Genomic DNA, 22,068 nt, shown 5'->3' with positions numbered 1-22,068 from the left:
GTTATTTTTTAATTGAGTCTTTTACAAAGATACACCGCGTTTCCAAGGAATAAAATCGTCTTGGTTTAATTGTACTGCTTTTGGAATAATTTCGCCGCTCGCCGCTTTGATGCAGTATTCTAAAATTTCCTCGCCCATTTCTTCAATAGATTTTTCACCACTAATGATTGGTCCGCAGTCAATATCGATAATATCTTTCATTCTGGTTGCCAAAACAGAGTTTGTAGCTACTTTAATTACCGGACAAACTGGGTTTCCTGTCGGAGTTCCCAAACCTGTAGTAAATAAAATTAAAGTTGCTCCGGAAGCGGCTTTTCCAGTTGTTGCTTCCACGTCATTTCCTGGAGTACAAACCAAACTTAAACCTGGTTTTGTAACTAGTTCTGTATAATCTAAAACATCAACAACAGGAGAAGTACCGCCTTTTTTGGCTGCTCCCGCACTTTTGATTGCATCTGTAATTAATCCGTCTTTGATGTTTCCCGGAGAAGGATTCATGTGGAAACCGGAACCTACTTTATGCGCCAGTTCATCATAAGATTCCATTAAATCAATGAATTTTCTAGCTTTATCTTCGGTAACGCATCTGTCAATTAAATTTTGTTCGGCACCGCATAATTCCGGGAATTCAGCCAAAAGAATTTTTCCGCCTAAAGCTACGACTAAATCAGAAGTATAACCCACAGCAGGATTTGCAGAAACACCGCTGAAACCATCGCTTCCGCCACATTTTACACCAATGCATAAATCGCTTAAAGGTGCTTCGGTTCTTTCGTATTGGTTGATTTCAATCAAACCTTCAAAAGTTTTTTTGATGGCATTTGTAATTAAAACTTCTTCGCTTTCTGTCTGCTGCTGTTCGAAAATAAACAACGGTTTATCGAAATCTGGGTTTTGTCTTTTTACATCATTTACAAAATCCTGAACTTGTAAATGCTGGCATCCTAAACTCAAAAGCGTAATTCCGCCCACGTTTGGATGATTGGCATAAGAAGCCAATAAAGCACTCAAAGTAGAAGCATCCTGACGCGTTCCACCACAGCCACCTTGGTGATTTAAGAATTTAATTCCGTCTACATTTTCAAAAACACGATTGTTTTTTGGAGTCGGATTCAATTCAATATTGATATCGTTAATGTCATTTCCGTTCAAATAACCCTGAAGCAATTCGTGCGTAAATTGATTGTATTTATCGGTTACAGCATAACCCAATTGCTTGTGTAAGGCTTCTTTGATGACGTCCAAATTTCTGTTTTCGCAAAAAACAGTTGGGATAAAAAGCCAGTAATTGGCGGTTCCAACTCGTCCGTCTTTTCTTTTATACCCTTTAAAAGTTCTATTTTCAAATTTAGAAACATCGGGTGCATTCCATTCGTAAGAAGCATTTCTGTAGGCATAAGGATCTGCAGCGTGTTTCAGGTTTTCGGTCGTCATTAAACTTCCTTTTGCTACATCGTTTTGTACTTTTCCAACCAAAACACCGTACATATTTACTTCTTCTCCCTGCTTCATATCCTGCATGTAGAATTTATGTTTGGCTTTGATGAGGTCTTGTAAAACATAAGTTTCGTTTTCAAAATGAATGGTTTCTCCCTTTTGAAGATCGGTTAGGGCTACCAATACATTATCCTCTGGATGTAGTTTTACAACCAGTTTTTTTGTGTTATTCTCAGACATTGTGTTGTTGTTTTTTTTCTTTTTTTGTGTGACAGCTTTCTAAATTTAGAAGAAGTTAAAGACTTTATTCCCACTAAAAATTAGACAGTTTGCCGAAAATAAAAGTAGCCATTTTGGACATTCAAAATTAGTCTAATATTATCCTTATATAATCTTTTATTATCTTTGCAGTATGAAATTGGAACAAACCAAAATAGCGTCTTATCTCAACACCAAAGTTTCGGTGCTCAATCGTATTGAACCTTTTTTTCAGGCACCGTTTCATTCGCATCCGGAATTGGAATTGGTTTATGTGAAAGAGAGTTACGGCAAGCGGATTATTGGAAATTCGGTAATGCCGTTTGAGCCCGGCGATATGGTCTTTTTAGGTTCGGACATTCCGCACGTTTGGCTGAATGATGAAAAATATTATCAGGGAATTGAAGATTTAAGAGCCAATTCGATTGTTGTATATTTTCATAAAGATATTTTTGGTCCAACTTTTTACGAATTAAAAGAAACCCAAAAAATCAACGAGCTTTTTTTTCAGGCTGGAAAAGGAATTTCGATTATAGGAAAAACCAATAAACAGATTGCGAAAAAACTAGATAAATTAGTTTCCAAAAAAGACTTCGAAGTTATCGTAGGACTTTTTGAAATTTTGTCTATTCTTTCTGAAAGTCAGGATACGATTTACATTAACGATGAAATTTATTCTTTGATGCAAAAGGATGCAAAAGTAGATCGTCTTTCCGAAGTTTTTCAATATGTCAACAAAAATTATAAAAAGAATATTTCCTTAGAAGAAATTGCCGCTGTAGCGAATATGACAAGAACTTCTTTTTGCAGAATGTTCAAAGTAAAAACAAAGAAAAATTTTGTGGATTATCTGCACGAAATCCGAATTTCGAATGCCTGCAAATTGTTGTTGGAAACGGATAAAAGTATGTCTGAGATTGCTTATGAATGTGGTTATAAAACGGCATCGGATTTTAATAAACTCTTCAAAAAAGTAAAAGGAATTACGCCGACTGATTTTAAAAATAATGCGAAGGTTAGTTTTGCCACAGATTTAAAGGATTAAAAGGATTTAAATCTGTTTGAAAAGAGATAGCCACAAATTCACGAATTAAAATAATTTAAAAAATTTGTGAAATCAAAGTGAGATAAAAAATGAAGCCACGAATTCATAAATTTATTTTCAAAGATTGTCAAAAAATAATTCGTGAATTCGTGGCTAAAAAAAAATTAAATAGATCGGTCTAAATGCGTATAACCTCCATCAACATAAATAATCTGTCCAGTAGTATGGCTTGATTTTTCTGAAAGAAGGAAAACCACCATATTCGCGATTTCTTCAGCGGTTGTCATTCTGTTTTCTAACGGAATATTTTTAGTGATTGCGGCTAGTTTTTCTTCTTTATTTTCAAAAGTGTTAATCCAGGTTTCGTAAAGTGGCGTGTAACATTCAGCTACAATTACGGCGTTTACACGAATGCTGTATTTCAGCAATTCAACTGCCCATTCTCTCGTTAAAGCATTTCTTCCTCCGTTTGAAGCAGCATAAGCTGAGGTTCCGCCTTGTCCGGTTTCGGCAGTTTTAGAACCAATGTTTACAATGGCTCCTTTAGATTCTTTAAGGTAAGGAAGAGCGTGCTGTGCCATTAAATAATAGTGCACTAAATTTTTATGAAGTGAAGCAGCGAAATCCTCATAATTTCCGTTTTCTAATCCAACACCGTCATTAACGCCGGCATTGTTTACCAATCCGTCAATTCTTCCGAATTTTGCGATTACGGCTTCAACGGCTTTTTTGCAGTCTTCAGGTTTTGTTAAATCGGCAGCAACTTGGTGCGCTTCTTTTCCAATGGCTTTTAATTCTTCTACGGCTTTGATGTTGTCATTTTCGTTACGTCCAACGATAAACGGAATAGCGTTTTCTTCGGCTAAAACCTTAACGATTCCTAATCCGATTCCTTTTGCACCTCCTGTAACGATAATGATTTTTTGGGTTAATGATAACTGCATGATTTATTGATTATAATTTATTGCTAATATATTTTTTAAACACATAGAATCATAGTTTTTTCTTTGTCTCAAAAAAGGCATTTCATTTATTTTAAATTCACATAGTCTATGTGTTCAAATCTAGATTTGTTTAAAAACTCTTTTTTTAAATTTAAATCTATGTTTCTATGTGTTAGTGTTTTAATAGGTAGTTTATAAAAATTTACAGCTGTTGTTCATGACAAACAACAGCTGTAAAAGTAGAGAATTGAACTGATAATGTATTACCAGAACTTAACATAAAGAGCCACAATAATCAGTAATGTAATTACGATTAAAACCGTAGTCTGCGGCTGTACTTTGAACATTCCAGGTTCTGTCTCGAATGCTTTTGGGTTTACTTTTGGTCCAGCGAAACTGATCAGGATCATCGCCAGCATTGTAAATAAGAATGATAATCCCATACAGATGTGGAACGGAATTTCGAAAGCTCCTTTTCCGTTAGGGTAAGCTGTGTATAAAAGTGTATCGTGTCCAAATAAAGCCGGAGCGTATTCGTTGAATAAAACAGATAATAAGAATCCTAAGATTACACCCACGATTGCAGCTGTTCCGGTAGTTCTTTTCCAGAACATCCCTAAGAAGAACATAGCAAAAACTCCAGGGCTGATGAATCCGGTGTATTTTTGGATGTAGGTGAATCCACCAACACCGCCAATTCCTAAAATATCATTCCATGTAAATAAAACGGCTAAAAGCATTGCAGTAAAAACGGCAATTCTACCAATGTTTACCTGTTGTTTTTCGCCAGCTTCTTTTTGAATGTATTTTTTATGAATATCTAAGGTATAGATGGTAGAGATACTGTTTACTTTTCCGGCTAAAGAAGCTACGATTGCAGCCGTTAAAGCAGCAACAGAAAGTCCTTTTAATCCAGTTGGAAGGAATGTTAATACAGCAGAGTAAGCTCCGTCTTTTCCTCCCACTAATTGTGGTAAGTGACCATTTGTGTATAAAACGTAAGCAGCGATTCCTGGAAGCATTACGATAAGCGGCATTAATAATTTTAACATACCAGCGAATAAAATTCCTGTACGGGCCGTTTGTAAGTCAGCACCAAGTGCTCTTTGTGTAATGTATTGGTTACATCCCCAGTAGTTTAAGTTGATGATCCAGATACCGGCAGCATAAGATAACAATCCAGGGAAAGTTAAATATTTGTCGATTTCAAGCTGTGTAGAAGCCGCAGTTGGTTTTGGAATGATCATTTTAAAGTGTTCAGGAGCTTGTGCCATTAATACTTTGAAACCTTCAATTGCACTGCTGCTTATTCCTAATTTTTCTCCAACAGTTATCAGGGCAATATAAGAAGTTACTAAACCTCCAATGATTAATACGGCAACCTGAATAACGTCTGTATACGCTACTACTTTCATTCCTCCAAGAGAAATAAATAAAGCAAAAACAGCAAGACCGATCATGATGGCGTGAAGATATTCTCCTCCGGCGAGACCGTTAATAGCAACCGCTCCTAAATACAGGATAGAAGTTAAGTTTACAAAAACATACAAAAACAACCAGAAAACCGCCATAATCAAAGCAGTAGATTCGTTGTAACGAGTTTTTAAGAATTGCGGCATCGTGTAAATCTTGTTTTTAAGATATACAGGTATAAACCATACGGCCACAATAATAAGTGCAATGGCAGCAAGCCATTCGTAAGCAGCAACAGCGATTCCTAAGAAGAAACCTTCACCACTCATTCCGATGAACTGCTCTGCAGAGATATTAGAAGCAATAAGAGAAGCTCCAATTGCCCACCATGTTAAATTTCCTTCAGCCAAAAAGTAAGCTTTAGCATCTTGTTCGTCTTGTTTACGTTTGCGATAAACCGTGTAACCGTAGACAGAGACTACGATAAAATAAATAATAAAAACCGCATAATCTGCGAAAGCGAGGTTTTGGTTCATTGTTAATAGTATTTTAGATAATTAGTATAAGGTGATTGTTTGTTTAAGTTTGATTTTAATTGTTTATGAGGTTAAAAAATGTAATATGTGTTTTTATACTGTTGTTTTTTTATGAAAACAGGAACGAAAGCCAAATTTAAAATAAAAACTTAAAAAACAACTATTTTAAATGTGTTATTTACATTTATAAGAAGATAATTCTGTTAAATTTTAAATGAAGCTTCTTCTGTTTAGGTCATTATCGGATATTTACATCAAGTTTATAATGTATTTCAGACTGCTGTCTTAAAATTTCGGCACTTTTTTCCGGTGTAATATCACGTTGAGACTCTCCCATCATTTCGTAACCTACCATGAACTTTTTAACTGTTGCCGAACGAAGCAATGGCGGATAAAAATGCATATGGAAATGCCATTCCGGATGATCAAAACCATCTGTTGGCGCCTGATGAATTCCGGATGAATAAGGGAAAGAAGTACTGAAGAGATTGTCGTATTTAATAGTAAGCTGTTTTAAAATTCGGGAGAAAGCCGTCACTTCTTCAGCCGTAAAATCAGTTATTTTGCTGATGGCTTTTTTGCTTACAATCATTGTTTCGTACGGCCAGATCGCCCAGAACGGAACCAGTGCTACAAAATGATCGTTTTCGATTACAATACGGGTATCTGCTTTTAACTCGGCCTGAACGTAGTCTTCCAGAAGCGTTCTCTTGTTTTTGTCATAGTAAGACTTTAAACTATTATGTGTTTTTTCGACCTGAGTTGGCAGTGATGACTGCGCCCAGATTTGTCCGTGCGGATGCGGGTTGCTGCATCCCATAACACTTCCTTTGTTTTCAAAAATCTGTACGTGATTAATATATTTGATGTTTCCTAAGTCAGTGTATTCCTTCTGCCAGGTTTTTACAATATTTTCAATATCCGAAACTTCCATTTCAGGAAGCGTCAGATCATGTCTTGGCGAAAAACAGACTACTCTCGAAATTCCCTGTTCCGGTTTTGCCTTAAAGAAAGTGTATTTAATATCTTCCTCAAAAATGATTTCGTCCTGTTTCAGGGCGGCAAAATCATTATCGAATACAAAACTGTTTTTGTAGGCAGGATTATCTACACCGTTGGCGCGGGTGTTTCCCGGACATAAATAACAGGTAGGGTCATATTTTGGAAGTGATTCCGTTGAAATGGCTTCATTTTGTCCCTGCCATGGACGTTTTGCACGATGAGGTGAAACTAATACCCATTCATTAATCAGGGGATTAAAACGTCTGTGAGGATCTTCGTTAATGTCAAAATTTTTCATTGTGTGTTTTGGTTTTAAAGTAATGTAGTTCCATTCGAGATTTTTACATCATAGAATTTTAAATCAATTCCAAATGTATCTAAATAAAGATTTGAAAACTTACTTTTAACCGTATTTTCGTGTCCTTTTTTAATTAAATTAATTGTGCAGCCTCCAAAACCGCCTCCCATCAGGCGGGAACCAATGATCGCATCGTCTGCTTTTGCTGTATCCACCAGCATATCCAGTTCAGCACAGCTTACTTCATATTCCTGAGACAATCCGTAATGGGTCTCGAAAAGCAATTGTCCTAATAGTTCTATGTTTCCGTTGTCTAGAGCTTCGCAGGCTTTAATAACACGGTTTATTTCTTTTACAACAAAATGTACTCTTTTAAAAACCGTTTCGGTCATTTTATCCTGAATGCTCAAAAGCTGTTCTTCTGTGCAGTCTCTAAAACTTTTTACTTCAGGGAAATGCGTTTTTATAATCGCTAAACCTTGTTCACACTCAATTCTTCTGGTATTGTATTCAGAAGTAAAAAGAGAATGTTTTACATTACTGTCCATCAAAATCAGTGAGTAATCTTTAAAATCGGCATTGTGATATTCAAAGTCCAGCGTATTACAATCCAGTTTAATTACTTTATTGTCAAGACCGTGAACGCTGGAAAACTGATCCATAATACCACAGTTGATTCCTACCCAGTGTTCTGCTTTTTGTCCTAATAATGCTATATCAACTTTTTCAATCTGAAGGTCAAAAAGCTGTTTGATACCGAAAATCACACCGCATTCTAAAGCAGCCGATGACGATAATCCGGAACCAACCGGAATATTACTGCTGAAAACACAGTTAAAACCGTCAAAAGAATAACCGTTGTCCTGAAGCTGTTTGATTACACCGCGAATGTAATTGGTCCAGACCACATCGTTTAACTGTACTTCCTGGGTCAGATCAATTTCAAATTCTTCATTTAAGTCAATGGCAATGACTTTGGAGGTTTTGGAATTGTTTTTCTCAAAAGCAAAACAAATCACTTTATCTATGGCAGCCGGTAAAACATAACCGTCATTGTAATCAATATGTTCTCCTATAATATTAATTCTTCCCGGAGAAAGCACCACTTTTTCCGGCTTAGAACCGAAAGACTTCTCAAAAAAAGCAGTTGTATTTTGTATTAAAACGTCGTTCATTATATTGTGTAATTGGTAGTTGTTTCTAGTTTATATTTTCAAATTTGTAGAGCGTATTCTGACGGTATTCTTCTTCTTTTTTCAAAACTGAATTTGGAAAATGCTTCTGGTTTGGGGCATCAGGAAAATTTTGAGTTTCAAAACAAATTCCGCTGGTGGTATGGTAAACCGCTTTGTTTTTTCCTTTCAGAAGGCCGAAGCAATTTCCGCCTACATAGATATGTACACTCGGCTGGTCTGTATAAACACTCATTTTTAAGTTGTTTTTAGAACTTAACAAAATCGCAGCAGCAGTGTCTGAAGGAGCAATTACAAAAGAATTGTCTATAGATGACGGACAGTTTTTAGCGGTTCTGAAATCAAATGCATGACCGTTAAGATCCGTAAATTGTCCGGTTGGAATATTTTCCGCATTAGTTTCCAGCATTTCTCCGGCATTAATAAATACCTTCTGATCGAGCACGCTTGTGTCGTGGCCATCCAGATTAAAATAACTGTGATGGGTTAAATTGATAACGGTATCTTCTGTAGAAACGGCTTTATAATCTAATTTTAATTCGTTTGCTTCAGTTAAAGTATAGGTCAAATCGACCTGTAATTCTCCCGGATAGTTTTCATCTCCGTTTTCGCTGGTAAGAGAAAAGGTTACAGAAGGATTTTCTCCTGAGGTTTGATGGGTAACATTCCAGATTTTTTTTCCAAAACCGTTATTTCCGCCATGTAATGCATTGCCATTATTGTTTTGGGCCAGTTCATAGGTTTTTCCGTTCAATGAAAAAGCCCCTTTGTGAATTCGTCCGGCATAACGGCCTACAGTGGTTCCAAAATACGGAGCGCTTGGCAGGTTATAAGATTCTAAATAAGATTCAAGTGTATCAAAACCGAGTACCACATCAACCAGTTCTCCTGCCGCAGTTGGAATTTGCAGAGAAGTTACAGTCGCGCCATAATTGATAATCTGAACCTTCATTCCGTTTTTGTTAGACAATTCAAAAGACAGAATTTCATCGTTATTTGGCATGAAACCAAAAGATTTAGAATTTGAAGTTTCCTTAAAATGCGATTTATGTTTTATTTCCATATAATTTTTGCCAAAAATGAAATTCAAAAATAAAAACATTATCTATCTTTGCATACCAGTACCTACCAGTTTTTATTTAATTTAAGAAAAAATGTCCGTTTTATGAATATTATTTCGATCCAGAACAACATTGGCCTGCCAAAATATAAGCAGATTATTCTCTCAATAGAAAAGGCAATTGAAGAAGAAAAATTAGTAAAAGGCGATCGGCTTCCGTCTGTAAATAAAGTCTGTCTGGCTTTTTCGTTATCACGTGATACGGTGCTGCTGGCTTACGATGAGCTTAAAAAACGAGGTATTATTTATGCCATGCCCGGAAAGGGATATTACGTTAAAAGCGTTGAAATCACTATAAAACAAAAGATATTCCTGCTTTTTGACGAATTGAATATTTTTAAGGAAGACATTTATAATTCCTTTTTAAACAGTATTGGTAAAAACGTTCAGGTTGATATTTTTTTTCATCATTTCAACAGCCGCGTTTTTCAAAAGCTGATAGACGACAGTAATGGTAATTATACCAAATATATTTTGATGCCCACAAATCTGCAGGATATAACGGCTTCGATAAAAACCCTACCAGTAGGGGATGTTATTATACTGGATCAGACCAATCCGGATTTGAAATCTTATCCGGCAATTTATCAAAATCACCAGAAAGATATTTTTGAAGGCCTGAAAAAGGGAAAAGACAGACTGAACAAGTACACCAAACTGATTTTAATTTTTCCTGGTTTCAGGGAACCGCTTGGGATGAAATTAGGTTTTGAAGATTTTTGTACAGAATATAATTTTCAATATGAGATTATAACAGAGTTTACCAACAGAGAAATTACATTGGGCGATCTCTATATCATACCTAATGATCGTGATCTTGTCCGGGTAATCGAAAAAGCCCGTGACCAGAGTTTAAAACTGGGAATTGATTTTGGTATTATTTCTTACAATGAAACGCCGCTTAAAAAAATCGTAGCCAGCGGAATCACGACGATTTCGACCCATTTTGAAGCTATGGGGAAAATTCTGGCTGAAATGGTTTTAAAAGGAAAAAAGGAACAAATCGAGAATAAATCGTCGCTTATACCACGAAACTCATTATAACGCTTTGTTTTGTGTTTTTTAAGATCCGGACTGATTATATAACAAGTAAGATCCAAATTGTTTAATAAATCGGTTATTTATTAATAGAAAAAATAAAAAAGCAATTTTTTGTTTTTAACGGTTTATTTTGTTTACATTTGCAAATGTAAATTTTACACTTATTAATGTTTTAACGACTAGTGTTCATAATGATCGTTAAGGCAGAGGTTAAAAGATAAAAATTTTGTTTATTTTTTTAATAGTAGTTTTATTGAAGAAAAAACCCTGAAAGTTGTGGATTTCAGGGTTTTGTTTTTTATACAATGGACCATCGTGTCAGATTTAAAATGATCTGGCTTTATGTTTTGATAACTAGAGGTTTAATGAAAAGTTGTTTAGCAGCTTTTCTTCGTATTTTTCTTTGTTAAAAGTATACAAATAAGATCCTTTGCGTGATGACTGCATGTCTTTTTCGTCCAGTTTGTTCAGGATTTCAAGCGAATTAATTTTACTGATAAAATTTCTCTTATCTAATTCCTTGCTTAAGATAGCTTCATAAAGTTCCAAAAGCTGGCGCATGGTAAATTTTTCAGGAAGCAGTTCAAATCCAATTGGTTTTACCGATGTTTTATAACGAAGTCTCTTAATAGCGTTTTCAACCATCTCGTTGTGGTCAAAAATTAAATGGGGAGCATCGTTAATAGGGAACCATTCGGCATGGTAATTTTTGATGAGTTCTGTATTGTGGTTTTCGATATTGATTAAAGCAAAATAAGAAACCGAGATGGTTCTTTCGACCGGATCACGGTCAATTTCGCTGTAAGCATATAACTGCTCCATATATATATCGTTAAGACCAGTATACGTATTCAGGATTCTGATAGCCGCATCGTCTAAAACTTCATCGCGTTTTAAAAATCCTCCAATCAGGGACCATTTTCCCTTTTCAGGTTCAAAATCCCTCTGAATTAAAAGTATTTTTAAGCCTTCATTGTCGAATCCAAAAATAATACAATCTACCGCTAGTAAGACCTTATCGGCAGAGCTATAACTGTTTAGCATATTCAATATTTTATTGGTAAAGATATAAACTTTCTGGTTTGTTTAATAATTTATTAATGTATATTATACACTTATATAATTAACCCTTCAAAAATAGAGTTAAAAAAATGACTTTTTACAAAAAAATAACATTCATTTTTCTTTTTTGGGTTTTTTTTAAGACAAAAACAGGTTGCAGCAGGATGGTTTTTTGAAAAAACATGTTCTCTTAAAGAAGAAAAGTGATTATTTAAGTAAGTTTTTACTTTCAAAAGTAATTATTTTTTGAATTCAAACAGTTAAATAACAGCTTATTTATCAATTTTTTTTGATTTGGCTTTTTTTGCTTAAAAGGGAGCTTTTTAATTAAAAGTGTATTTTTTACACAATTAACTTGCAAAAAACAGTCTTTTTTTTGCAAAAAACATCAATTTTTAAATGTTATTTAAACACTTAATTTACGATATGTGTTTTTTTTGGCTTGTTTTTTTGTGATATTAATTTGTTTAGGTGCTTTTTTTTTAGTTAAATTTACAAATGTAAGATCAACACTTATAAAATTACTTACTAACCAACCTTAAACAAACCACTTATGTTAACAAAACAAAAAGTAATTTTTTGTTGCAATTTTCTATTGCCAAAAAAAGAATGGATTTTAGCAGTATTACTGCTGTTATTCTCTGTTAATCCAATGTCGGCTCAGGACAAAGTGATTAGCGGAACTGTTACCTCGGCACAGGATAACCTGCCGCTGCCGGGAGTGAACATTATGATAAAAGGAACCAAGACCGTTGCTGTAACGGGCTTTGATGGAGAATACTCAATAAAAGCATCACCCAAGGATGTTTTAGTGTATTCCTTTATTGGATTTCAGAATAAAGAAATGGCTGTAGGAAGCCAGACCAAAATCAATGTAAGCTTAAGCGAAGACACTAATAAATTAAACGAAGTTGTGGTTATTGGGTACGGAACCCAGAAAAAATCAGACTTAACAGGTTCTGTGAGTGTGGTAAACTTAGAGTCGGCCAAAAAAACCGTGACCTATGATGCGGCCAAAATGCTTCAGGGACAGGTTCCGGGTGTAACCGTTCAGTCATCAGGAGAGCCGGGAGGATTTGTAAACGTAAAAATCAGAGGAATTACTTCTTTTACCAATAATAATCCGCTTTTTGTAATTGACGGTATTATGGTAGATGCTCCCTATGATTTTGCTCCGGGTGAAATTGAATCGATGCAGGTATTAAAGGATGCTTCTTCGGCTGCTATTTATGGAGTCCGCGGTGCTAACGGAGTTGTAATTATTACTACCAAAAAAGGAAAAGCAGGCAGAATGGATGTGAAATTCAAATCGATCGTAGGTCTTCAGAACGTTGCTAAAAAATGGGACGTTACGGATCGTGTGGGATATCAGAAAATTACAAGTGAAGCCGAAAGAAACCGTGACATCAGAGCTGGTGTAGCGGTAAACATTGCGCCAGGAAATGATCCTAACAGTTCTTCTTATATCAACAATGTAAATACAGACTGGCAGAAAGAAGCAATGCAGACTGGCGTTGTTCAAAATCAGGCGCTTACTTTTACAGGAGGAGCAGAAAGTTTAGGATACAGTTTTAATGTTGATTATTTTAAAAACACCAGTTATATCAAGACACCTCAGGATTATGAGAGATTGTCGACTAATCTGAACCTGACGGGTAAAAAAGGAAAGTTTAAATACGGTGGTAAAATTGCCTATACGCAGTCTGATAAAGAGATTTTTAATGAATACAATGCCGGACAAACGGTTATCAGCGATATATTAGGAGCTATTCCAACCATGCCGGTATACGATGCAAACAGACTGGGCGGATATGGCGGTACTGATAATTTAACACAGAGAGCGATTTCGATGAACCCTATTGGTTACAATAACCTGATAGAAAACAACGGAAAAAGAAACCGATTTATAGGCGATATCTGGGGAGAACTTGAAATAGTAAAAGGACTTAAGTACAAACTGGATGTAAGTTATGACAGAACAGACTGGGAAAACAGAAAATTTATTCCGCCAAGTGATTTAGGCTGGTATTACATTACAACCAATGATGAGGCATCTTTAGACCTTTCAACAGGTAATGAATTAAGAACTTTCCTGAATAATTTATTAACGTACGAAGTTACACTTGGCAGACATAAGATTGATGCACTGGCAGGTTGGATACAGGAAAAACGTGACAATCACAGTATTACGACAAGAGGAGTTGGGTTTAAACCGGGAGAAATCAGTATGCTTCAATATGCCGATTCCAGAAATGCCTCCGAATATAAATTTACAATTACGGGAATCTCCTATATAAGCAGGTTAAATTATTCGTACGATGACCGCTATTTAATTCAGGCCAATTACAGAAGAGATAAAACGTCTCTTTTCAGTGAAATTAACAATGCGGCAGATTTTTACTCTTTCTCGGGAGGATGGAAAATCAGCAACGAGAAATTTATACATCTGCCAGAATGGGTAAGTAATATCAAACTTAGAGGAGGATACGGTACGTTGGGTAACAATACGATTCCGCAATATTTCTTTGCTTCAACAGTAAACAGTTTTGCCGGTTATGATTTTAACAACGAGCTGGCTCCGGGTACAACGGTAGTTAGTTCACTGGATCCTAATGTAAAATGGGAAAAAACAGCAAGTACTAATATTGCGCTTGAATTAGGCTTTTTTAATAATGATCTGCAGTTTTCAGCAGAATATTTTACCAAAAAAGTTACGGATATTTTAGTTACAGTACCGCTGCCGTATTCTACAGGAGCTTTTCCGGCGAGTATTTTTACGAATGCGGGCGATATGAAAAACAATGGTCTGGAATTTACAGCTTCTTACAGCAACCACCATCATAAATTTAAATACGACATTTCGGCCAATTTTGGAACGTTGAAAAATGAAGTGACTAAAATTGGGGTGAACTCCAATCCTCTTTACGGAGCGGTTTCTAAAACAGAAGTAGGAAGATCTGTAGGAGAACTTTTTGCATGGGAAGCTATTGGAATTTTTCAGAATGCAGCTGAGGTAGCGGCTTCGCCAACTCAGACAGGAGCAGCTCCCGGAGATGTGAAATTTAAAGATGTAAACGGCGACGGAATGATCACAGATGCCGACAGAACTTTCCAGGGAGTATCAATCCCTAAATATGGTTTTGGAATGAATTTTAGTGCTTCTTATGCCAATTTTGATTTCTCAATGTTCTGGCAGGGCAGCGGCGGAAATAAAGTTTTCAATGCCATGTATCGTAATTTGATGATAGGGCAGTATACCAATCATCATACAGACGAACTGAATTACTGGACACCAACGAATACGAATACAAATGTACCGGCTCCGGTTATTGGAGATCCTAACGGAAATGCCAGAGATTCTAACAGATTTATAGAAAGCGGGGATTATGTAAGACTGCAGACGATGGAATTAGGATACAATATTCCTTTAAAAGACAAATTAATCCAAAGCGCTAAGGTTTATATCAACGGGCAAAACCTGTTAACCATAACCAAGTACAAAGGATATGATCCTGATTTTAATAGCGACGGGCTTCTTTCAAGAGGATATGATGCGGGTTCTTTCCCAAATCCAAGAACAATTTCTCTGGGTGTTGAGGTAAATTTCTAAGAAGGGTATAACCAATTTAAAACGTATTACAATGAAATATAAAATATTTAACTATATAGTTCTTTTCTTTTCATTAGCTGTTACAACGACCAGTTGTGTTGATGACGAAGATTTGATACAACTTGATCCAAATAACGATGCTGTTGACTCATTTTGGAAAACAGATCAGGATGCACTTGAAGGAGTAAATGCCGCTTACGGAAGTTTATTAACAGACGGAACGTATATGAGAAGTACACCTTTACTTCTGGATGCCAGAGCAGATGATGCCCGTACGAATAGTCCTTGGGGATCCATGTACAATGCAGGACATTTTAACTCCAATGTAGCCGATGCTTCAATTTATGGCTGGGCTTACGAAACCTATTATCAGGGAGTATATCGTGCCAATCAGGTACTGGCGAATGTGCCTGAAATTGAATTTGAAGATCAGGCTCTTAAAAACAGGATTCTGGGACAGGCTTATTTTTTAAGAGGCTTGTATTTATTCCATGCGGTAAACATGTTTAAAAATGTACCGCTTCCAACAGATTTGGCTGTGTATTATCCACAGAAAACACAAGAGGAAGGCTGGGCACAGGTTATTGCGGACTTTAAAGCGGCTGCCGATTTACTGCCAAATACTTATGACGGAATTTCCGGTCTGGACAGCGGGCAAAAAGGACGTGCTACAAAAGGAGCGGCACTGGGTTATTTAGGAAAAACGTATTTATTTATTAAAGATTTCAGCAATGCCAGAATTACTTTTAAACAAGTTATCGATTTAGGAGTGTATTCTCTGGTGGCGAATTACCGAGATAATTTTACGACAGCAAACGAAAACAATTCAGAATCCTTATTTGAAGTACAGTTCAGCAGAGACGCCGGTGGTGTTGATTTAGGCTGGGGTGGTGCTCCTGCATCCGGCTGGGGGAAAACATCGGCCCGTGCGATCACTTACGCACCAAGAGCTTTTGGATGGACAGACGTACAGCCAACCTGGGCTTTGTTTAATGAATTTCAGGAAGAAAAAACAAAAACCGGAGAAGTGGATCCTCGTTTAGATGCTACTATTTTTTATAACAAACCAGGAGGAATGCAGTTGTACGGAAGGGATTTTGCTGCTTTTTATGCCGCAAGTCCGGGAGATTTAAACGATTTGTTTTGTAGAAAATACCAAAACTCTGACGGACAGTTCGCAGACGAATACGACTGGCGTTCCGGAATCAATGAGCGTTTGCTGCGTTATGCCGATATTCTTTTAATGTATGCCGAATGTCTGAATGAAACGGGAGATACTCCGGGAGCTTATACGTATATCCAAATGGTGAGAAACAGGGTAAACCTGCCGGATTTATCAGTAACCAAACCGGGAATGTCACAGGAACAGATGAGAGAACAGATTGGTCACGAAAGATTTTTAGAGTTCCCGCTTGAAGGACACCGTTTTGATGACATCCGCCGCTGGGGCTGGCTGGATAATGCGGCAAAATTAGCCTGGTTAAAAGCAAGAGATGCCGAGTTTAATTCCTATACAAAAGGAAGAGAATATTATCCGATTCCACAATTAGAAATGGACAATAATCCGGGAACCGTTCAAAACGACAGTTATTAATAAATATATTATTTTGAGTTAGTTAGAGTACTTAATACCACATGGCAGATGAAGAGTCTGCCATATGGTATTATTTAAAAGAATGCGATTACAAGATTAATTATTGAAACAGTAACTTAAAAATTTAGAAAAAATGAAAACAATTACAAGTTTGGTTTTATTCGCAATATTATTAGGAAGTTGTCAAAATGAAGATGTTATAATCCCTTCGAATGAGAGTGCGGCAGCAGCGGCAGAATCTCAAAATTCTCAGGTAACAAATAATCTGACTGCTAAAACGGTGAGCGGGAATGTTCCGTCACACGACCCTAGTACAATAGTAAAAAGCGGTGTTAATTATTATGTTTTTACAACGGGAGACAATATCCCTATGACTTATTCAACAAACTTAACCAGCTGGACCTGGGGAACCTCGGTGTTTTCCTCAACTCCGGGCTGGATTACAGGATATGTGCCGGGTTTTACCAAAACCTTTTGGGCTCCTGATGTGGCATGGTTTAACAATCGCTGGAATATGTATTATTCCTGTTCGACGTTTGGATCGGCCACTTCTGCAATTGGTTTGGTTACGGCACCGGCCATTTCTCAAAGTGCAGGAACCACCTGGACAGACCGTGGAGTGGTGGTTTCCTCCTCTTCAGCATCTGATGTAAATGCTATTGATCCGTCTATTCTGGTTGACGGAAGTAATGTTTATATGGCATATGGTTCCTGGCATGCCGGAATTGGAGTCATCCAGATTAACCCGTCGACAGGAAAAACAACCGGAAGCAAAACGATTGTGGCCGGAGGAAGCAGTGCTTCCTGGGAAGCTCCTTGTTTAATTAAAGAAGGCAGTTATTATTATTTGTTTGTAAACAGAGGTACCTGCTGCAATGGCGTAAACAGCACCTATTATATTGTAGTAGGCCGTTCAACAAGTCCGTTTGGTCCTTTTACAGATAAAAACGGAGTATCTTTAAAAAGCGGCGGCGGAACTACTGTATTAGCCACACAAGGCAATTATATAGGGCCTGGACATTTATCAAGAATCACCGGAACCCAAAAAGGAGCCGTTCATTATTATGACGGAGCCGATAACGGAAATCCGAAACTGGAAATTGTATATTTTACATGGTCATCAGGATGGCCGACACTTTCTTATTAAAAAATACTATTCAGAGGAAAGACCTGAAAAACTTTCCTCTGTTTAACTTATTAAAAACATTATGAAAAAAGCACTATTAATCTCATTTCTGATTGCTGTTTGTAATCAGGCAGTCTTCTCTCAGAACACGACAGTAGTAACAATAAAAAACAGCAGCGATACACCAACGATCGACAAAAACATCTACGGACATTTTGCAGAACATTTGGGACGCTGCATTTACGGTGGTTTTTTTGTAGGGGATACTTCAAAAATACCTAATACAAAAGGGGTTAGAAATGACATTATTGCCGCTTTAAAAGACTTAAAAATTCCCAATTTAAGATGGCCGGGAGGCTGTTTTGCAGATACTTATCACTGGAAAGACGGAATTGGCCCAAAAGAACAAAGACCAACCATAGTAAATAAGTGGTGGGGCGGCGTAACCGAAGACAATAGTTTTGGAACACACGATTTCCTGAATATGTGTGAGCTTTTAGGAGCAGAACCGTATTTATCTGGAAACGTGGGGAGTGGAACGGTTCAGGAATTGGCCGACTGGGTTCAGTACACCAATTTCAGCGGTAAGAGTCCGATGAGTGATTTACGTCAAAAAAACGGAAGAAAAGAGCCATGGAAAGTAAAATACTGGGGAATTGGAAATGAAGCCTGGGGATGCGGAGGAAATATGACTGCAGAATATTATGCAGGAGAGTATCGTAAATATGCCACTTTTATGTCAGACTGGGAAAACACAGGAGGCATTACCCGTATAGCATCAGGATCTAATAGTGCCGATTACAACTGGACAGAAGTTTTAATGAAAGGTATTCCGTTGAATATGTTAGGCGGAGTTGGGGTTCATCATTATGCTGTAATCGACTGGGGCAAAAAAGGAGACGATCGAAATTTTACCGAAGAAGGATATTTCAAAACCATGCAGTCAGCTTTAAAAATGGAAGAACTGGTTACCAGACATTCAGCCATTATGGACAAATATGATCCGGAGAAAAAAGTAGCCATGATTGTTGACGAATGGGGCGGATGGTACGAAGTAGAAAAAGGAACCAATCCGGGCTTTTTATACCAGCAGAACACTATGCGTGATGCGGTTTTGGCCGGAGCTACTTTAAACATTTTCAATAACCATGCTGATCGTGTTCGTATGGCCAATTTAGCACAGTGTGTAAATGTTCTGCAGGCTGTAATCCTTACAGATAAGGCCAGAATGATTACAACACCAACCTATCATGTAATGAAAATGTACAGTGTGCATCAGGACGCTAAATTACTGCCTGTAAATTTCCAGTCGCCTTTATACACTTTTAATGGAGAAGCACTTCCGGCTGTATCCGTATCAGCGTCAAAAGACAAAAGCGGAGCCGTACACATTTCACTGGTTAATGTAGATGCTAAAAACAAAAATAAAATTGAAATCGACACCAAGGACCTGAACGTTAAAAACTTTACAGGAACAGTAATAACATCGGCAAAACTGCAGGACTATAATTCATTCGATGCACCAAACAAAATTGCACCAGCCGTTTTTAAAGGTTTCGAAAACAAAAAAGGAAAACTTGAAATCACAATTCCGCCATTCTCAGTAGTAGTATTGGAAGGAAAATAAAAAAATATAAAATGAAAAACTCAGATTCGATTTTAAAGAAACTCGCTTTCATTGGATTCTTGGCAGCAGCGGTTTTAGTAAGCAGCTGTTCCAAAGACGATCCGGCGTTAGAAGAACCGGACCCGGATCCGGTGACACCGCCAGTGGTAACCCCGGCATTTCCCGGGCCGGCTTATGCGGATAACTATACTTCTATTGCCGCCTGGGGAAGCAGATCGCAGTGGAATTTAGCCAACGTACACGATCCGTCAGTAGAAAAATCAGGAGATTACTACTATATGTACCAAACTGATGCTTCTTATGGAAATGCCCATGACGGCAATGGACATTTTTTCTACAGAAGGTCAAAAGATTTGATCAACTGGGAATTTATGGGATCTTCGATGACACAGGCTCCAGCCTGGGTAAAAGACTCTTTAAACAATAAAAGAGCCAGAATGAATCCGGCGCTTCCGCCAATAGAAAACCCAAATTACGGCTATTGGGCACCCTGCGTTCGAAAAGTAGGGAATATTTTCAGAATGTATTACAGCATTGTAGTCACCAATCCAATAACCGGAACAGATACCAATACTTCCTGGACAGAACGTGCTTTTATTGGTCTGGCCGAAACTACAGATTTGGCATCCAACAATTGGGTCGACAAAGGGATGGTAGTCTGCTCAGAACCGGACGGTGTAAAAAGTTATGTCCGAAACGGAGGAAACGACTGGGATGCTTATTTTAAATTTAATGCCATTGACCCGAGTTTCATCGAAACACCCGAAGGCGAACAATATTTAATTTACGGTTCCTGGCATTCCGGAATTGCCGCTTTAAAACTAAATCCTGCCACCGGAAAACCGGACAAATTAAAAACCATTGAGGATTACGGAGTTCGAATTGCCGGGCGTGGAAATGTTAATACCAACCGCTGGCAGGCTCTTGAAGGTCCCGAAATTATCTATAATCCGGAAACACAATATTATTATTTATTCCTGGCTTATGATGAACTTTCTGTAGCGTATAACACCCGTGTAGCCCGTTCCAAAAACATACTGGGTCCTTATGTAACCAATACCGGAATCAGTATTACCAGCGGAGCCGAATGCTACCCAATGATCACACATCCGTATCAGTTTAAAAATCACACCGGCTGGGTTGGGTTTTCACATTGCGCTGTTTTTCAAAACCCGGCAACCAAACAATGGTTTTATGCTTCACAGGCACGTCTGCCTGAAGGCGTGGCCGGAATCAATGTTTCAAATGCGGTCATGATGGGTCATGTAAGAGCCATTCAATGGACAGAAGACGGCTGGCCTGTGGTTGAAGCAGAGCGTTATGCCGGAGTTCCTGCCACCACGATTACAGAAGCAAGTTTTGTGGGTACCTGGGAACAGATTACCATGAATTATCAATACAAGACCATGCAGAAATCAGTGACACTTTACCTTACAGCAGATAAAAAAGTAAGCGGTGACGCTGCCGGAACCTGGTCGTATGACAGTGCCAAAAAAATCTTAACCGTAAATGGTGTAAAATGCAATGTAAGCGATGCCTGGGACTGGGAATCGGCTGCCCGAAAAGTTACCCTAAGTTATTCCGGTTTAACGGCTGCAGGACTGCCGGTATGGGGTAAAAAAATCAATTAAAAAATTCCAAATTCCAGGTATTAAATAATAGCACAGTATAAAGAGCAGTAAGATTAAAAAATCTGCCCGAATCAGAAATTATAATTTGGGAAAATGGGTGCCAGTTGCGGCAAAAAATAAAAGAACTATATCACAATGAAAAATGTACTTAAAAGCCTGTCTGTTTTGTTTTTAATCGTTTCGTTTAAAACGACCGCTCAGGTCGATCCGTCGAAGTTTAATAATCCCGCTATAAAGGATCAGTACACTGGCGACCCAGCGGCATTAGTCTATAAGGATAAGGTCTATTTGTATGCAGGTCATGACGAAGCACCTGATGATTTTCATTTTTATAAAATGAACGAATGGGTAGTATATTCTTCATCAGATATGAAAAAATGGGAATCACATCCGGTACCTTTAAAAGTAACCGACTTTAAATGGGCCAAAAGTGATGCCTGGGCTTCGCAGGTAATTGAAAGAAACGGAAAATTTTACTGGTACGTTACGGTTGAACACAGTTCTGTACCCGGAAAATCAATTGGAGTGGCAGTTTCAGACAGTCCGACAGGCCCTTTTAAAGATGCCTTAGGGAAAGCCCTCGTTACAAATGATATGACCAAATTTACCACTATAAGCTGGGACGATATTGATCCTACGGTTTATATTGATGACGACGGACAGGCTTATTTGTTTTGGGGAAATACAGCCTGTCATTATGCAAAGTTAAAAGAGAATATGACCGAAATAGAAGGTGAAATTCATCACGTAAAACTGCCAAATTTTACAGAGGCACCCTGGATTCACAAACATAAAAACTGGTATTATTTGTCTTATGCCTACGAATTCCCTGAAAAAATTGCTTATGCCATGAGCAAATCAATTACAGGGCCATGGGAGTTTAAAGGAATCTTAAATGAATTAGCAGGAAATAGCAACACTAACCATCAATCGATAATTGATTTTAAAGGACAATCTTATTTCATTTATCACAACGGAGCATCAAAACCAGATGGCGGAAGTTTTAGAAGATCAGTCTGTGTTGATAAATTATTTTATAACAAAGACGGAACAATGAAACGGGTCTTGATGACCTCTGAAGGGATTCAGTAAATAGTTTTCAGTCGCAGTTTTCAGTCACGGTACTGATAA

At 37.5% G+C, this 22,068-nt stretch carries 15 protein-coding genes; 8 read left to right on the top strand and 7 right to left on the bottom strand.

Annotated elements, in window-relative coordinates:
- Positions 1–21: 21 nt before the first annotated feature.
- On the bottom strand, positions 22–1,677 hold the full coding sequence (locus ACODST_RS18640; protein ID WP_488933601.1) for a UxaA family hydrolase: 1,656 nt from the start codon (positions 1,675–1,677) through the stop codon (positions 22–24).
- A 172-nt stretch (positions 1,678–1,849) separates the two neighbouring features.
- On the opposite strand from ACODST_RS18640, the gene ACODST_RS18635 reads away from it, so the two are divergent.
- Entirely contained in the window at positions 1,850–2,740 is an 891-nt protein-coding gene (locus ACODST_RS18635) for an AraC family transcriptional regulator (RefSeq protein WP_488933600.1), read from the top strand.
- 164 nt (positions 2,741–2,904) lie between these two features.
- Here the strand turns inward: ACODST_RS18635 and ACODST_RS18630 are convergent, their stop codons facing one another.
- The 5 genes from ACODST_RS18630 to ACODST_RS18610 form a co-directional block, all read right to left on the bottom strand.
- Complete coding sequence (locus ACODST_RS18630; protein WP_057115557.1) at positions 2,905–3,684, bottom strand: L-fucose dehydrogenase; 780 nt, start codon at positions 3,682–3,684, stop codon at positions 2,905–2,907.
- A gap of 263 nt (positions 3,685–3,947) precedes the next feature.
- A complete protein-coding gene (locus ACODST_RS18625; protein WP_488933599.1) occupies positions 3,948–5,633 on the bottom strand; it encodes a sodium/sugar symporter in 1,686 nt (561 codons plus the stop codon).
- Between the two features lie 238 nt (positions 5,634–5,871).
- Positions 5,872–6,933 (bottom strand): UDP-glucose--hexose-1-phosphate uridylyltransferase, encoded by a 1,062-nt coding sequence (locus ACODST_RS18620; RefSeq protein ID WP_488933598.1) that lies wholly within the window; start codon positions 6,931–6,933, stop codon positions 5,872–5,874.
- Between the two features lie 14 nt (positions 6,934–6,947).
- A complete protein-coding gene (gene galK, locus ACODST_RS18615) occupies positions 6,948–8,108 on the bottom strand; it encodes a galactokinase (RefSeq protein WP_488933597.1) in 1,161 nt (386 codons plus the stop codon).
- Positions 8,109–8,133: 25 nt separating this feature from the next.
- Positions 8,134–9,189: an aldose epimerase family protein gene (locus ACODST_RS18610; RefSeq protein WP_488933596.1), complete on the bottom strand. Its 1,056-nt coding sequence runs from the start codon at positions 9,187–9,189 to the stop codon at positions 8,134–8,136.
- A 102-nt stretch (positions 9,190–9,291) separates the two neighbouring features.
- Here ACODST_RS18610 and ACODST_RS18605 point away from each other — a divergent pair, with 102 nt between their 5' ends.
- Positions 9,292–10,290, top strand: a complete 999-nt coding sequence (locus ACODST_RS18605) for a GntR family transcriptional regulator (RefSeq protein ID WP_488933595.1) — start codon at positions 9,292–9,294, stop codon at positions 10,288–10,290.
- 351 nt (positions 10,291–10,641) lie between these two features.
- Here ACODST_RS18605 and ACODST_RS18600 read toward each other — a convergent pair whose 3' ends face one another.
- Complete coding sequence (locus ACODST_RS18600; RefSeq protein WP_488933594.1) at positions 10,642–11,331, bottom strand: NUDIX hydrolase; 690 nt, start codon at positions 11,329–11,331, stop codon at positions 10,642–10,644.
- Positions 11,332–11,902: 571 nt separating this feature from the next.
- Between ACODST_RS18600 and ACODST_RS18595 the strand changes: the two genes are divergently transcribed.
- The 6 genes from ACODST_RS18595 (at position 11,903) to ACODST_RS18570 (ending at position 22,029) form a co-directional block, all read left to right on the top strand.
- Entirely contained in the window at positions 11,903–14,959 is a 3,057-nt protein-coding gene (locus ACODST_RS18595) for a SusC/RagA family TonB-linked outer membrane protein (protein WP_488933593.1), read from the top strand.
- A 31-nt stretch (positions 14,960–14,990) separates the two neighbouring features.
- The gene (locus ACODST_RS18590; RefSeq protein ID WP_488933592.1) at positions 14,991–16,553 is read left to right on the top strand and encodes a RagB/SusD family nutrient uptake outer membrane protein; all 1,563 of its coding nucleotides are present in this window, start codon (positions 14,991–14,993) and stop codon (positions 16,551–16,553) included.
- 133 nt (positions 16,554–16,686) lie between these two features.
- The gene (locus tag ACODST_RS18585) at positions 16,687–17,700 is read left to right on the top strand and encodes an arabinan endo-1,5-alpha-L-arabinosidase (RefSeq protein WP_488933591.1); all 1,014 of its coding nucleotides are present in this window, start codon (positions 16,687–16,689) and stop codon (positions 17,698–17,700) included.
- 61 nt (positions 17,701–17,761) lie between these two features.
- Complete coding sequence (locus ACODST_RS18580; RefSeq protein ID WP_488933590.1) at positions 17,762–19,306, top strand: alpha-N-arabinofuranosidase; 1,545 nt, start codon at positions 17,762–17,764, stop codon at positions 19,304–19,306.
- Between the two features lie 11 nt (positions 19,307–19,317).
- Positions 19,318–20,937, top strand: coding sequence for an arabinan endo-1,5-alpha-L-arabinosidase (locus tag ACODST_RS18575; protein ID WP_488933589.1), 1,620 nt, complete (start codon positions 19,318–19,320; stop codon positions 20,935–20,937).
- 135 nt (positions 20,938–21,072) lie between these two features.
- The gene (locus ACODST_RS18570; RefSeq protein ID WP_488933588.1) at positions 21,073–22,029 is read left to right on the top strand and encodes a glycoside hydrolase family 43 protein; all 957 of its coding nucleotides are present in this window, start codon (positions 21,073–21,075) and stop codon (positions 22,027–22,029) included.
- Positions 22,030–22,068: the final 39 nt, after the last annotated feature.

The sequence above is a fragment of the Flavobacterium sp. FG19 genome (assembly GCF_057809475.1).
Note: the sequence above shows the minus strand (reverse complement) of the source record. Positions and strands in the feature narration are given on the sequence as shown.